The 15098-nt window shown below is 66.2% G+C and carries 11 protein-coding genes; 6 read left to right on the forward strand and 5 right to left on the reverse strand.

Annotation, left to right across the window (positions count from 1 at the left end; genetic code table 11):
• Positions 1 to 11 precede the first annotated feature (11 nt).
• The 4 genes from gudD (at position 12) to XH83_RS24550 (ending at position 5015) form a co-directional block, all read left to right on the forward strand.
• On the forward strand, positions 12 to 1355 hold the full coding sequence (gudD, locus tag XH83_RS24535; RefSeq protein WP_194403278.1) for a glucarate dehydratase: 1344 nt from the start codon (positions 12 to 14) through the stop codon (positions 1353 to 1355).
• Positions 1356 to 1432: 77 nt separating this feature from the next.
• A complete protein-coding gene (locus tag XH83_RS24540) occupies positions 1433 to 2881 on the forward strand; it encodes an aldehyde dehydrogenase family protein (RefSeq protein WP_194403279.1) in 1449 nt (482 codons plus the stop codon).
• Positions 2882 to 3019: 138 nt separating this feature from the next.
• Positions 3020 to 4561, forward strand: a complete 1542-nt coding sequence (garD, locus tag XH83_RS24545) for a galactarate dehydratase (RefSeq protein WP_194403280.1) — start codon at positions 3020 to 3022, stop codon at positions 4559 to 4561.
• A 184-nt stretch (positions 4562 to 4745) separates the two neighbouring features.
• Complete coding sequence (locus XH83_RS24550) at positions 4746 to 5015, forward strand: hypothetical protein (protein WP_194403281.1); 270 nt, start codon at positions 4746 to 4748, stop codon at positions 5013 to 5015.
• 53 nt (positions 5016 to 5068) lie between these two features.
• Here XH83_RS24550 and XH83_RS24555 read toward each other — a convergent pair whose 3' ends face one another.
• From XH83_RS24555 to XH83_RS24565, 3 genes are all read right to left on the reverse strand, one after another.
• Complete coding sequence (locus XH83_RS24555) at positions 5069 to 5425, reverse strand: hypothetical protein (RefSeq protein ID WP_194403282.1); 357 nt, start codon at positions 5423 to 5425, stop codon at positions 5069 to 5071.
• A gap of 249 nt (positions 5426 to 5674) precedes the next feature.
• A complete protein-coding gene (locus XH83_RS24560) occupies positions 5675 to 6268 on the reverse strand; it encodes a DUF2147 domain-containing protein (RefSeq protein ID WP_194403283.1) in 594 nt (197 codons plus the stop codon).
• Positions 6269 to 6373: 105 nt separating this feature from the next.
• The gene (locus XH83_RS24565; protein ID WP_194403284.1) at positions 6374 to 7402 is read right to left on the reverse strand and encodes an NAD(P)/FAD-dependent oxidoreductase; all 1029 of its coding nucleotides are present in this window, start codon (positions 7400 to 7402) and stop codon (positions 6374 to 6376) included.
• 182 nt (positions 7403 to 7584) lie between these two features.
• Between XH83_RS24565 and XH83_RS24570 the strand changes: the two genes are divergently transcribed.
• On the forward strand, positions 7585 to 8052 hold the full coding sequence (locus XH83_RS24570) for a thioesterase family protein (RefSeq protein WP_194403285.1): 468 nt from the start codon (positions 7585 to 7587) through the stop codon (positions 8050 to 8052).
• 44 nt (positions 8053 to 8096) lie between these two features.
• Here the strand turns inward: XH83_RS24570 and XH83_RS24575 are convergent, their stop codons facing one another.
• Positions 8097 to 8417: a 2Fe-2S iron-sulfur cluster-binding protein gene (locus XH83_RS24575; protein ID WP_194403286.1), complete on the reverse strand. Its 321-nt coding sequence runs from the start codon at positions 8415 to 8417 to the stop codon at positions 8097 to 8099.
• Between the two features lie 164 nt (positions 8418 to 8581).
• Positions 8582 to 8956, reverse strand: coding sequence for an Hpt domain-containing protein (locus tag XH83_RS24580; protein WP_194403287.1), 375 nt, complete (start codon positions 8954 to 8956; stop codon positions 8582 to 8584).
• 398 nt (positions 8957 to 9354) lie between these two features.
• On the opposite strand from XH83_RS24580, the gene XH83_RS24585 reads away from it, so the two are divergent.
• Entirely contained in the window at positions 9355 to 15063 is a 5709-nt protein-coding gene (locus XH83_RS24585) for a negative regulator of septation ring formation (protein WP_194403288.1), read from the forward strand.
• The last annotated feature ends 35 nt before the right edge of the window (positions 15064 to 15098 follow it).

Raw genomic sequence — 15098 nt, forward strand, 5'->3', positions numbered from 1 at the left:
AGGAGCGAGCGATGGCCCTGACCGAGATTTCCGGCGCACCAATCGTCACGGCGATGCAGGTGATCCCGGTCGCCGGCCGCGACAGCATGCTCCTCAATCTAAGCGGCGCGCACGCGCCGTTCTTCACCCGCAACATCGTCATCCTCACCGACAATGCCGGCCACACCGGCGTCGGCGAGGTGCCGGGCGGGCAGAAAATCTGGCAGACCCTGCAGGACGCGCGCGACCTCGTGATCGGCAAGACCGTCGGCGCGATGAACAACATCCTCGCCGACGTCCGCACGGCTTTCGCCGACCGCGATGCCGGCGGCCGCGGCAAGCAGACCTTCGATCTGCGCGTGATGATCCACGCGGTCACCGCGATCGAATCCGCGCTGCTTGATCTGCTGGGTCAACACCTCAACCTGCCGGTCGCCGCCCTGCTCGGCGAAGGCCAGCAGCGCAGCAGCGTCGAGACGCTCGGTTATCTCTTCTTCGTCGGCGATCGGCGCAAGAGCAAGCTCAGCTACGTCAACGGCGAGACCGGCAAACCCGAATGGTTCAACCTCCGCCACCAGGAGGCGATGACGCCGGAGGCCGTGGTGCGGCTCGCGGAAGCCACCCACGACCATTACGGCTTCGCCGACTTCAAGCTGAAGGGCGGCGTGCTGCGCGGCGAGCGTGAGATCGAGGCCGTCACCGCCATCGCAAAGCGTTTTCCCAACGCACGCGTGACGCTCGACCCCAACGGCGCCTGGTCGCTCGACGAGGCGATCAAGCTTTGCAAGGGCATGCACGGCATCCTCGCCTATGCCGAGGACCCCTGCGGCGCGGAGGCCGGCTTCTCCGGCCGCGAGATCATGGCCGAGTTCCGCCGTGCCACCGGGCTGCCCACCGCGACCAACATGATCGCGACCGACTGGCGGCAGCTCTCCCATGCGCTGCGCCTGGGGGCGGTAGACATCCCGCTGGCCGATCCCCATTTCTGGACCATGCAGGGCTCGGTGCGCGTCGCCCAGACCTGCCGCGACAACGGCCTGACCTGGGGCTCGCATTCCAACAACCATTTCGACATTTCGCTGGCCATGTTCACCCATGTCGGCGCCGCCGCCCCCGGCAAGGTCACCGCGATCGACACCCACTGGATCTGGCAGGACGGCCAGGCGCTGACCAGGGAGCCGCTTCAAATCAAGGGTGGCAAGATCGCCGTGCCTGACAGGCCAGGCCTGGGCGTCGAAATCGACAGGGCCGCTATCGACGCCGCGCATGACCTCTACAAGCAGCATGGACTTGGCGCCCGGGATGACGCTATTGCCATGCAGGACCTGATCCCCGGCTGGACTTTCGACGACAAGCGTCCGTGCCTGGTACGGTAAACACTCAGGCATGATCCCGGAAAAGTGGACACCGGTTTTCCGACCAGGATCATGCCCCCTTGAATATGGAGGAAACGATGACTGCGATCCTTAAGAACTTCATCGGCGGCGAATGGGTCGACGGCTCGGGCGTCACCAGGAACATCAACCCCTCCAACACCAACGACGTTGTCGGCGAATACGCCAAGGCCGACAAGGCGCAGACCGAGAAGGCGATCGCCGCCGCCAAGGCCGCTTTCCCTGCCTGGGCGCAGTCGACGCCGCAGGCGCGCTTCGACGCGCTGAACAAGATTTCCCTCGAAATCCTCGCCCGCAAGGAAGAGCTCGGCCGCCTGCTCGCCCGCGAGGAAGGCAAGACCCTCCCCGAGGGCATCGGCGAAGTCGCCCGCGCCGGCCAGATCTTCGCGTTTTTCGCCGGCGAGGCGCTGCGCCTGATCGGCGAGAAGGGCGCCTCGGTTCGCCCCGGCCTCGACGTCGAGCTCACGCGTGAGCCCGTCGGCGTCGTCGGCATGATCACGCCCTGGAATTTCCCGATTGCGATCCCCGCCTGGAAGATCGCGCCGGCGCTCTGCTACGGCAACACCGTCGTGTTCAAGCCGGCCGAGCTGGTGCCCGGCTCCGGGCACGCGCTCGCCGAGATCATCACCCGCTCCGGCATTCCCGCCGGCGTGTTCAACCTCGTGGTCGGCTCCGGCTCGGTGGTCGGCCAGACCCTGCTCGAGCACCCGGACGTCGCCGCGATCTCCTTCACCGGCTCGGTGCAGACGGGGCGCAAGATCGCGCAGGCCTGCGTGCTCTCGAACCCCATGAAGAAATTCCAGCTCGAGATGGGCGGCAAGAATCCGCTGGTCGTGCTCGACGACGCCGACCTCAAGACCGCCGTCGAGGTCGCCGTCAACGGCGCCTATTTCTCGACCGGTCAGCGCTGCACCGCCTCCTCCCGCCTGATCGTCACCGAAGGCATCCACGACCGCTTCGTCGCTGCGGTGGCTGAGCGCCTGAACAGCCTGTCGGTCGACGACGCGCTCAAGGCCGGCGTGCATATCGGCCCCGTGGTCGACCAGAGCCAGCTCGACCAGGACCTGCGCTACATCAAGATCGGCCAGGACGAGGGCGCCAAGCTCGCCTTCGGCGGCGAGCTGCTCAAGCGCGAGAACCCCGGCCATTATCTCGCGCCGGCCCTGTTCACCGAAGCCAACAACAACATGCGTATCGCGCGTGAGGAGATCTTCGGCCCGGTCGCCGCCGTCATCCGCGCCAAGAACTACGAAGAGGCCCTCGCCATCTCCAACGACACCGAGTTCGGCCTTGCCTCCGGCATCTGCACCACCAGCCTGAAATACGCCTCGCATTACAAGCGCAACAGCGAGTCCGGCATGGTGATGGTCAATCTGCCGACCGCCGGAGTCGACTATCACGTGCCGTTCGGCGGCCGGAAGGGCTCGAGCTACGGCGCCCGCGAGCAGGGCTCCTACGCCCGCGAGTTCTACACCACGGTGAAGACGGCCTATACGTTCCCGGGCTGATGCACGTTCGTAGGGCGGGTCAGCCGGCGGCTGCGCAAAGCGCAGTGCGCTGGCGTAACCCGCCTCCTATCTTCCAGCATCGAGAGAAGTGGCGGGTTACGCCTTCGGCTAACCCGCCCTACAAGACGGAGTCCTCCCATGGACCAGGACGTCGCAGCGAAAGAGCAGCCCCGCTACATCAAGCTCAACGAGCGCGACAATGTCGCGATCGTGGTCAATGATTTCGGGCTTCCCGCCGGCTCCCGCTTCGCCAGCGGGCTGACGCTACGCGCCTTCGTGCCGCAGGGGCACAAGACGGCGCTGGTCGACATCGCGGAAGGCGCACCGATCATCCGCTACGGCGAGATCATCGGCTATGCGTTGTCGCCGATCCTGGCCGGCGAATGGGTGGACGAGGCACGCATCCGCATGCCGGAGGCCCCCGACCTCGACAAGCTCGAGATCTCCACCGCCGTCCCCGCCCCGCTGCCGCCGCTCGAAGGTTTTACGTTCGAGGGCTACCGCAATCCGGACGGCTCGGTCGGCACGAAGAACATTTTGGGCATCTCCTCCTCCGTGCAATGCGTCAAGGGCACGATGGAATATGCGGTGAAGCGCATCCGCGCCGAGCTGCTGCCGAAGTACCCCAACGTCGACGACGTCGTGCCGCTGACCCACGCCTATGGCTGCGGCGTCGCGATCACCGCGCCCGACGCCGTGGTGCCGATCCGCACGCTGCAGAACCTCGCGCTCAACCCGAATTTCGGCGGCGAGATTCTGGTGGTCGGCCTCGGCTGCGAAAAACTCGCGCCCGAGCGGCTGGTGCCGGAGGGCGTCAGCGATGCCATCGTGCGGATGCAGGACGAAGCCTTCGACGGCTTTGGCGCGATCGTCGATGCCATCATGACCCAGGCGGAAGCCCGCCTGAAGATCCTCAACAAGCGCACACGCGAGACCTGCCCGGCCTCCGATCTCGTCATCGGCCTGCAATGCGGCGGCAGCGACGCCTTCTCCGGCGTCACCGCCAATCCCGCCGTCGGCTTTGCCGCGGACCTCCTGGTGCGCGCCGGCGCGACCGTGATGTTCTCGGAGGTCACCGAGGTGCGCGACGCCATCCAGCTCCTCACGCGACGCGCGATCAACGAGGATGTCGGCCGCGCGCTGGTGCGCGAGATGGCCTGGTACGATTCTTATCTGGCCCGCGGCGGCGCCGACCGCAGCGCCAACACCACGCCCGGCAACAAGAAGGGCGGCCTCGCCAACATCGTCGAGAAGTCGCTCGGCTCGATCGTCAAGTGCGGATCATCCGCGATCACCGGCGTGCTCTCGCCGGGCGAGAAGGCCACGCAGAAGGGCATGCTGTTCGCGGCAACGCCGGCAAGCGACTTCATCTGCGGCACGCTCCAGCTCGCCTCCGGCATGACGCTGCAGGTGTTCACCACCGGCCGCGGCACGCCTTACGGCCTTGCAGCGGCACCCGTGATCAAGGTCGCGACCCGCAGCGAGCTCGCGCGGCGCTGGAAGGACCTGATCGACTTCGATTCAGGCAGCATCGCCACCGGCGAGAAGACCATTGAGGAATGCGGCTGGGACCTGTTCCGCCTGATCCTCGATGTCGCCTCCGGCCGCACCAAGCCATGGTCGGACCGCTGGGGCATCCACAACGATCTCACGCTGTTCAATCCGGCGCCGGTGACCTGAAGCGCCGACTTGGGTCTCCGCGAAACCGTCCGGAAACATTGGCGCGGAAAACTTCGTCTCGTGCTGTCGCCTGACGCAATCAAGAAGTTCGTCAATGGACACATGAATGTTCGAACAGGAGCGAACCTGTTCCGGCATCGTCACGACCAAACCTCCGATTGACATCTTCAACGGAGATTTTCCAATGCGTGTTCTCACAATGATTGCCCTCGCCGGCGCCATGATTGCGAGCTCGGCTAGCGCGTTCGCCGGAGAGCTTCCCTCTTACGAAGTGAAGTCGTTGCCGATCTCGGCGACCCAGGTGCAGGTGCTCGGCGGTGCCGGCGTTGAGGAGCAGTCGACCGCGCCCACCATGATCGTCGCCGGCATGCCCGCCTCGCCCGCACAGGTCTCGGTGTTGTCGCCGCGCGTCAAGCGGCTTGCGAGTGCAAATTCGCAAAGCGAGGCGCGCTAAACCTACCGCATCGCTTGCGGCGCCTGCATCCGGTGCGGGCGCCGTCAGCGTTTTCAGGTCATGCTGCCCGGCATGAAGCAGCGCACGCGCGGATGACCGTCGATATAGTGCTTCCACACCATGGTGCGGCCGATCTTGTTCGGGACGGTGATCACGGCACCGTCGGGCACCACGACCCATTCGTCGTCGATGCGGACGCGGTAGCGGCCGCGATCGGATTCCCAATCGACGTCGGCAATGACGTAGCCGTCGGCGTCGGTGCAGCACTGGCCGAATTCGCTGTGCAGGCTTTCGAACCAGGGTTTCAACGGCGAGTTGGCGTAGCGCCCGTCGTCACGCGCCTGGGCCGGGAATGTCAGAAGCGACGTCACGCCCAGCAGCGTCGCCGCGCACAAGCTTGAAAATCTCATCTCGTCGTCCCGCGATCAAAATGATCCGTGCGGGGGACGACAACGCCATCCGTTGTCCGCGCCTTGAATCAGGCGCGGCACCGGCGACTCGTTCCCCCAGCAGCTGACGACAACTATGCAAATCCGCTGCCAGCGCGCATTCCGGGGAACTACTGCCGCAGGGCGCAAAGGCATCCGCCTTTCGACGGATGCGGCCTAGGATCAAAATCCGACGCCGAGACGACGACGCTCAAGAAGACCGCAACCGGCCTACTGCTTCGCCGGTGCCATCATCATGCCGCCGCCCTTCTTCGGTGCGGGTGCCGGCGGCTTGGTGGCCGCCGCCTGCGCGGGCAGATATTTTGCCACGATGGCGGGATCGACCTGGGCGATGTTGGCGTCAGGCAGGCGTGTCCAGGCCTCGTCCTTGCCGAGCAGCGAAATCCCGAGATAGCCGCGCAGCGTCAGGGTCTGGCCGTCGGGACTGACCTTCATGTTGGCCTTCCAGATCTGGCCATCGCGTGGATTGAGCACGTTGCCGCCTTCGTACTTCAAGCCTTCGCGCTTCATGTTGCGGACGAAGGAGATGCCGAGCACAGGCGCGTTCTTGCGATCGTCGGTGCACTTGCTGCAGATCTCGTTCGGATCGTCGCCGGGGCGCGGGAAGGTCTTGGCGATCACGCCTTCGAAGATGCCGTTGCGGTCGATGAAGAGAAACCATCCGACCGTCTTGCCGTCTTCGACCTTCTGCCACAGGCCCGCCGCCGTGGGCTCGGCGGTCTGCGCGGCAGACGGTGTCACCGTCGCGAGCGACAATGCGAGCGCGAGGAAGGGGAGCAGCCGAAAGCTGGAAAAATTCCGCATTAGATCACCTTGTTAGTCCACGACCGGAATGGCCGCAGACTACGGCGATTTCGCGAACGGTTCCAGCACCAGAAACATGGGGCAACCTCTTGCCGCCCGTTGCCGTCAGTTGACACCGAGCTTCTTTTGCAGGCTGGAGGACGAGGTCGTGTACTGGAACACGAGCCGCTTCTCCGGATAGACGTAGCGATGGGCTTTTTGCGACATCAGCGCGCCCTCGTGGAAGCCGCACAGGATCAGCTTGATCTTGCCGGGATAGGTGTTGATGTCGCCGATCGCGAAGATGCCGGGCACGTTGGTCTCGAACGCGGAGGTCTCGACCGGCACCAGATTGTTCTCCAGCGCAATGCCCCAATTCGCGACCGGACCGAGCTTCATGGTCAGTCCGAAGAACGGCAGCATGGTGTCGCAGGCGACTTCGCTGATGCTGTTGTCGTTACCCTTGACGGTAGCACCGCTGAGCTTGCCGTCGGCACCGGAGAGCGCGGTGACCTGGCCGAGCCGCAGATCCATCTTGTCGCCGGCAACCAGCGCCCGCATCTGCTCGACGCTGTGGGGCGCGGCGCGAAACTCGTCGCGCCGGTGCAGCAGCGTGATGCGCTTGGCGATCGGATGCAGATTGAGAGTCCAGTCGAGCGCGGAATCGCCGCCGCCGACGATCAGCACGTTCTTGTCGCGGAACGTTTCCATCTTGCGCACGGCGTAATGCACCGAAGTGCCTTCATAGGCCTCGATGCCCGGCACCGGCGGACGCTTGGGCTGGAACGAGCCGCCGCCGGCAGCGATCACCAGCACCTTGCATTCGAACACCTTGCCCGCATCCGTGGTGCAGCGAAACAAGGGATCGCCGATCTTCTCCACGGTCTCGACCATCTCGCCGAGATGGAAGGTCGGATGGAACGGCTTGATCTGCTCCATCAGCGCTTCCGTGAGGCCCTGCCCCGAAACCTGCGGAATGCCGGGAATGTCGTAGATCGGCTTTTCCGGATAGAGCTCGGCGCACTGGCCGCCGACCTTGTCGAGGATGTCGACGAAATGCGTCTTCATGTCGAGAAGGCCAAGCTCGAAGGCGGCGAACAGACCGCAGGGGCCGGCGCCAATAATCAGCACATCGGTTTTGATCGCGTCGCTCATGTCGTCTCTTTGTCTGTCGTTATCTGTTGGACGGCGCCCTTTGGGCAGAGGTGACCCCGCCTGTCTAGCCAACGGGGATGGATCAGGGAAGGCATAAAAGCGGGAGCGCCCCGCGGCCGCGCCCACTTGCCGGGGCAGGATAACTGGGCTGTAACCAGCAAGGATATGACGGAGATCAATCGGTGAACGCACCTAGTCGCCTCGATACGACGCCGCGCCTGGAGGACTTTCCCTACCGCCTCAGCGACAACGTCCGCTTCGGCGATCTTGATCCCAACCAGCACGTCAACAACGCCGTCTACGCCACCTATTTCGAGACCGGCCGTGTCACGCTGATGAAGAGCCCCGAATATGGGCTGACGCCGCCGGGGCTCGCCTGGATCATGGTGCGGCTCGACATCCATTTCCGCGCCGAACTGCACTGGCCGAACACGATCGAGCTCGGCCTCGGCGTCGTGAAGCTGGGACGGACGTCCGTGACCTTCGAACAGGTCGTGTTCTCGGAAGGCAGATGCATCGCCTCGGCGATGTCGGTCGGCGTCATGCTCGACGAGGCGACACGGCGGCCCGCGCCGCTCAGCGCGGAGATCGTCGAGAAGCTCAGACCCTGGCACAAGCGCGGCATCGAGGTCGCGCCGCCGACCCTCTAGTTCAACTCAGAAAGGGCGGGATCAGGCCTGTCAGGCCGACCCAATCAGGCCTGACGTTCCGGCGTCGACACGACGAGACCGTCGAGATCGTCGCTGACCTTGATCTGGCAGGACAGGCGCGAATTCGGGCGCACGTCGAAGCCGAAGTCGAGCATGTCCTCTTCCATCGGCGTCGGGCTGCCGACCTTCTCGCGCCAGGCTTCGTCGACATAGACATGGCAGGTCGCGCAGGCGCAGGCGCCGCCGCATTCGGCCTCGACGCCGGGAATGCTGTTGCGGATCGCGGCTTCCATCACGGTTGCGCCGTTCTCGATTTCCACCGTGCGGGTTTCGCCCTTGTGGTCGACAAAGTGAATCTTGGCCATGTGTGCTCGTGCTGCCGCGGTGCTGGGAATGAAGGAGGGTCCGGGCTGTCCTATAACGGGTCGATCAGCCCGGCGCCATAGGGTTTTGCGACGAAGTAAATGCCGCTTTGCGGCAAGAAATTGCGTCAAAACAAGAGACTAGAATCCGGCTCGGCCGCGTGGCCTCAAGGCTTCAGGATCACCTCGATGGCGGCGCGGGCCTCGGTCACCGCCTCCTTCAACGCCGCGAAGGCGTGGCGCTCGTTATGGCCGGCCTGGATCGCGGTCTCCAGGCTCGCTGCGGCATCGGCTACCGCAAAGGCGCCGATCCCGCGGGCCGACCCCTTGAGCTTGTGGGCAAGTGCGCCGGCCTCGGCCGGCAGTCCCGCCATCGCCGCCATCAGGCGGACCGCCTGCTCGGCGAACATGGCCAGCACTTCCTGCTCCAGCTCCGCATCGCCGAGCGTCATCCGGGAGAGGTGGTCGAGGTCGAGCGGGCTGTCGATGGGTGCAAGCGGGGGCGAGGGCATCCAGTCCATCCGTTGCAGTTCAGGCGTCATGGCGAAAGGCCCCGGCATCGCGCGACGGTTCCGCCGGTCCGGCGGTGCGGTCGCCTCACCCAAGCATGGAAATGGTTAACGAAATGTTGGGGGCCGGCGACGCAGTTCTGCCAGTTTATTGACGAAAAGTTGCCGCAATCGGCCAAGTTCGGTGGAGAATTGCATTTATTGCTAAGGCGTTACGGCGCGATCCTGTTAACGATGATTAAGATTGTCTTAATCGCGGGCATTTCATTCGCGACGCTCTGCCAATAGGATGTTGCAGAAATTGGCGGACAAGCCGTCCGGGTGGCGACGGCTCGGAGATCCGCGTAAGCGGCATGATCCGGTCTGTGGGCTTGCGTCGCGCGCAGGGCTCGCGGGGGGACGCGTACAAGTAACGAGGGCTCGGACTGAACATGGCGAACACTCCGAAAAAGGTCAAAGACCCGACAGAAGTTGCGCTTTCTGCGATCCAGGAAGCCCTGAACATCAGCGACACGGCCGCGGACACCAGCCGCAACGCCTCGATGCGCAACGAGACCACGCCCTCGGTGGCGCCGCCCCCGATCTTCGACGAGCCGAGCTTCGAGCCCCGCCCTGCCGCCAACGAGCGGTCGACCGTGTTCGACCCGGTCGAGGAGCCCCGCTCTTCGCGCCGCGCCGCCAATGACGACCGCGAGACCATCGGCCAGCTGCTCCAGGCGCTTCAGAAGGGCCGCCCTGCCCGCAGCGTCTATACTTTCGCCACCGTCTTCGCCGGCGTCTGGCTCGCGGCCTGCGCCGCGCTGACGTTCGGCTTCCTGCCCTCGATCCAGGCCGCCATGGGCCAGAGCGGCGGCGTGCTCGTCATTGCCGGCCTGATCGCGATGTTCTTTGCGCCGATCATGCTGTTCTACTTCCTCGCCAGCCTCGTCTGGCGCGGCCAGGAAATGCGCATGATCGCGCAAGCGATGGCGCAGGTCGCGATCCGCTTCTCCGAGCCCGAGGGCTCGGCCTCCGATTCCATGGTCACCGTCGGCCAGGCCATCCGCCGCGAAGTGGCGGCGATGGGCGACGGCATCGAGCGCGCGATCGCGCGCGCCGGCGAACTCGAGACGCTGGTGGCCAACGAGGTCGCAGCGCTGGAGCGCGCCTATTCCGACAACGAAGTGCGCATCCGCGCGCTGCTCCAGGATATCGCACATCAGCGCGACAATCTGGTCGGCCAGGCCGAGCAGGTCCGCAGCGCCATCTCCGGCGTGCAGATCGATCTGCGCCACGACATCGCACTGATCTCCGACGCGATCGCCTCGCGCGTCGACGAGGTCGCCAAGTCCATCACCGGCGCGCTCGAGGAGCGCGGCGCCCACATCACCAGCGCGCTGAGCAATGCCGGCGACAACATGATCCTGGCACTCGGCGAGCGCGGCGGCGACCTGCTCGACCGCCTCGAGGAGGCCAGCAACGAGACCACGCGCGCCGTGCTCGATGCCAGCGAGCGGCTGACCACCAGCCTCAACTTCAAGACCGGCCACGTCCACGACGAGTTCGTCGACCTCGCCGACCGCGTCCACGAGATGCTGAACGAGCGCATCGACCGCATCACCGGCGAATTCGAGCAGCGCTCCGCCGCGATCGTCGACGGCATCTCCGAGCGCACCGAACAGGTGCACGACAGCCTGAAGAATTCCTCGGACTCGCTGCTGCTCGAGCTCGAGCTGCGCTCCAACGACCTTTCCGCCAAGATCGACGACGCCGGCAACCGCCTCGCCGGCCAGATCATGACGAGCGGCGACAAGGCGAGCGAGGCGCTCGACGCCACCGTCAACACCCTCGTCGCCAAGGTCGTCAGCCAGACCGAGACCGCGCACGACTCGCTGTCGCTGCAGATGAGCGCGTTCGACGAGCTGGTCAGGAACCAGGGCACCGAGCTGGTCGAGAAGTTCGCCCGCGACTCCGGCACGCTGGGCGCCCTGATCACGCGCCACATCTCCGAGTTCGACCGCACCGTGAAGACCTTCGGCGGCGAGATCGTCGAGCGCATGGGCCAGCGCACGCAGGACATCCATGAATCGCTGAAGACCTATGTCGAGAATTTCGACACCCGCTTCACCGCCAACGGCGGCGAGATCACCGCGATCCTCGACCAGCGCCTGATGCAGTTCGAGACCACCATCGGCGACCGCGTCAGCAATTTCGACGCTTCGCTGAACGGCAAGATCGCCGGCCTCGACTCCACGATCGAAGGCCACATCAAGACTTTCGACGAGCAACTCGGCGGCCGCGTCACCGCGCTCGAACAGTCGTTCGACAGCCGTGCGAAGTCGATGACCGAGACGATCGACGGGCGCATCGACACGCTCGCCTCGTCGCTGACCGACGGCGCCGCGCAGGCGATCCAGTCGATCGACAGCCGCCTCACCCACCTCACGACCTCGCTGACCTCAGGTGCATCGCAGGCAGTCGAAACCATCGACGCGCGCCTCAACCACCTCACGAGCACGCTGACCGACGGCGCCTCGCAGACCATCCAGTCGATCGACACCCGTCTGACCCACCTCACGACGACGCTCACCGGCGGCGCCTCGCAGGCGCTCGAATCCATCGATAGCCGCCTCACCTACCTCACCACCACGGTGACCAACGGCGCCTCGCAGGCCGTGCAGTCGATCGACACGCGTCTGACGCTGCTGACCTCGACGCTCACCGACGGCACAGCGCAGGCGATCGAGGCCGTGGACCGCCGCATCACCGGCGTCGCCGACATGATCGACGGCCGCAGCACGCATCTGACCGACACGGTCAGCGCGCGCTTCCAGGAGATCCAGCACGCCATCGAGACCAAGGTCGGCTCGGTCGCGAGCGACATCGACGTGCGCGTGGCGCAGTTCGAGGACCTGCTCGGCTCGCGCGTCGAGGCCGTCGCCGGCCGCATCGAGAGCAGCGGCCGCCAGGCCAGCGAGGACATGATGTCCCGCGCCGAGATGATCTCGACCGCGATCCGCTCGCATGTCGAGGACGCCGAGCGCTCGCTCACCAACCTCGTCGTCAACACCAGCGAGACGATCCAGACCGGCGCGCGCACCGCCCAGCAGTCGCTGATGACGGTCTCCTCCGACGTCAACGCCCAGCTCAAGATGACCTCCGCCGAGGTCGAGCGCGCGCTGACCGCGGTCGGCACCGGCTCTGCGAACTCGATCCTGAGCAGCGCCCGCGAGGCGCAGTCGACGCTGGTCGCAGCGTCGGGCGAAGCTTCCAACCAGATCAAGGGGCTCGCGGCCGACGTCGAGCGCACGCTGTCGGCGGCAGGCTCGGCCACCGCAGCCTCGATCCTGGCCGGCGCCCGCGAGGTGCAGACCACGCTCGTCACGGCATCCTCGGACGCGGCCAACCACGTCAAGACGCTCACCGCCGACGTGCAGCGCTCGCTGTCGCTGGCCGGCACCGCCACGGCGGACTCGATCACCGCCGGTGCCCGCGACGCTCAGAGCGCGCTGATCGCGGCCTCGGCCGAGACCGCCAACCAGATCAAGGCGCTGTCCTCGGACGTGCAGCGCTCGCTCACCATGGCCGGCACCTCGACCGCCGAAACCATCATGAGCGGCGCCCGCGAAGCCCAGAGCACACTGGTCACGGCATCCTCGGATGCGGCGAGCCAGGTCAAGTCGCTCGCGGCCGAAGTACATCGTTCGCTCTCGCAGGTCGGCCAGTCCACCGCCGAGACGATCACCACCAGCGCCCGTGACGCCCAGAGCACCCTGCTCACGGTCTCGGCCGAGCAGACCAGCCAGGTCCGTTCGCTCGCGGCCGAGATGCAGCGCGCGCTGGCGACCGCCGGCGGCGCCACCATCGAGGCGCTCACCAGCGGCGTGCGCGAGGCCCAGGGCTCGCTGATCTCCGCGTCGACCGACGCGGCGAGCCAGATCAAGTCGCTGACTACGGACATCGAGCGTACGCTGACCGCGGTCGGCGCCGACACCGCCTCGACCATCCTCAACAGCGCCCGCGAGGCCCAGACCTCGCTGACCTCGACCTCGGCGGACGCCGCAAGCCAGATCCGCGCGATCTCGACCGAGATCGAGCGTACGCTGAGCTCGGCCACCGCGAATGCGACCAACGACATCCAGACCAGCGCGCTCAACGCCCAGAACGCGCTGATCTCGGCCTCCAACGAGGCGAGCTCGCGGGTCAAGTCGAGTTCGTCCGACGTCGAGCGTTCCGTGCTCGCCGCCAGCTCGAGCTTCGGCCAGGCCATGACCGGCAAGACCGACGAGATCGTCACCTACGTGCAGCAGCAGGCCGACCGCCTGTCGAACATGATCGACGCCAAGCGCGGCGCGCTGGTCGACGCGATCGGCTCGAAGACCAGCCAGCTCACCCTCGACATCGACCGCGTCACCTCGGACGCGCTGAAGTCGATCGAGACGCGCGGCCAGGCCTTCTCGCAGACCATGATGGGCAACGGCTCGGAAGTCGCCCGCACCATCAACGCGGCGAGCGAGATCGCCACCAGCGCGGTCGGCAAGTCGCTCAAGGACCTCGAGCAGGCCTCGCGTTCGGCGATCGACCAGTCGCGCCAGGTCTCGATCGCGGCCGTCACCGAGATGCAGGAGACCAGCAAGATCCTGCGCACCGACACGGTGGCGCTGTTCGAACGTCTGCGCGAAGGCAACATCCTGCTCCAGGAGGTGTTGACCGGTGCGCACGACAACCTCAACTCGCTCGAGCGGGCGCTGGTGACGCGCGTCGCCGACTTCGTCTCGGCGATGAACGACGTCACCTCGCGCAACGGCGCGGCGACGCAGAACCTGGAAGAGCAGCTCAACGTCTTCAACAGCAAGACCACCAAGGCACTGCAGGACCTCGGCGAGCTGTCGACCCAGTTCGACGCGCACGGCAAGGCGCTGGTCGACGCCGCGCAGGTCGTCGAGCAGAGCAACAAGAACACCACCGCCTCGCTCGCCGAGCGCAAGCAGGCGCTGGAATCGCTGGTCACCACGATCGACCTGCGCACCGCCGATCTCGACCAGCGACTGTCGCGCTTCACCGGCCTGCTCGATGAATCGCTGGCCGCGGCCGAAGAGCGTGCCCGCGACATCGCCCGCGTCGTCGCCGAGACCGCCGGCGCCGGCTCGGCCGCGATCACCCGCCAGTTCGAGGCGGTGCGCGCGGCGTCGGAAGAGGAGCACCGGCAGACCATCGATGCCATGCACGACATCTACCGCCAGACCACCGACGAGGCGGATGCGATGTTCAAGCAGTCGACCGAGAAGTTCACCAACCTCGTGTCCAGCATGAAGCAGATGGCCTTCGAGATGCACAACGAGCTCGAAGCCACCCGCAACGAGCTGCGCCGCGGCGTGCTCGAGATGCCGCAGGAGGCCGCCGAGAGCACGGCGCAGATGCGCAAGGTGATCGTCGACCAGATCGAGGCGCTCGCCGAGCTCAACCGCATCGTGGCCCAGCACGGCCGTGGCCTCGACGTCACCACGGCGGGCCGCGCCTCCGTCGCCGTCCAGCGCCAGGAAGAGCCGATGATGGCCGTTGCGGGCGCTCGCGCCGCCGAGACCCGCATGCGCGACACCGGCAGCGCGTCTACGCTGCCGCCGCCGGACCTCGGCATGCCGGCGCCCTCGCGCCGCACCGAAGCGCCGCCGGTCGCCCCTGTTGGCAACGACCAGGGCCGTGACGGCTGGCTGTCGGACCTGCTCAACCGGACCGACGCCAACCAGGGCGCTCCGACCGGACGTGAGGCTCCCCGTGGCCGCGCCGCAACCGCGCCGCAGCCGCAGGCCCCACAGGCCAGCAGCAATCCGCTGGAATCGTTGTCGCTCGACATCGGCCGGCTGATGGACCGCAACCTCGCGGCCGAGATGTGGGACCGCTACCAGCGCGGCGAGAACAAGGCGTTCACCAAGCGCCTCTACACGCCCGCCGGCCAGAAGGCCTTCGACGAGGTCGCCCGCAAGTACCGCGCCGACCGCAACTTCAAGGGCACGGTCGACCGCTACGTCGCCGAATTCGAGCGCCTGCTCGACGAAGTCGCCCGCGATGGCCGCGGCCCGCAGGAGCTGCGCAGCCACCTGACCTCGGAGACGGGTCTGGTGTACACGCTGCTGGCGCATGCGGCGGGCCGGCTGGGGTAATTGGCAACCAAGCGCGAATGAGAAAACGGAGGCCA

Origin of the sequence: Bradyrhizobium sp. CCBAU 53351 (assembly GCF_015291745.1) — a bacterium.
Taxonomy (GTDB): domain Bacteria; phylum Pseudomonadota; class Alphaproteobacteria; order Rhizobiales; family Xanthobacteraceae; genus Bradyrhizobium.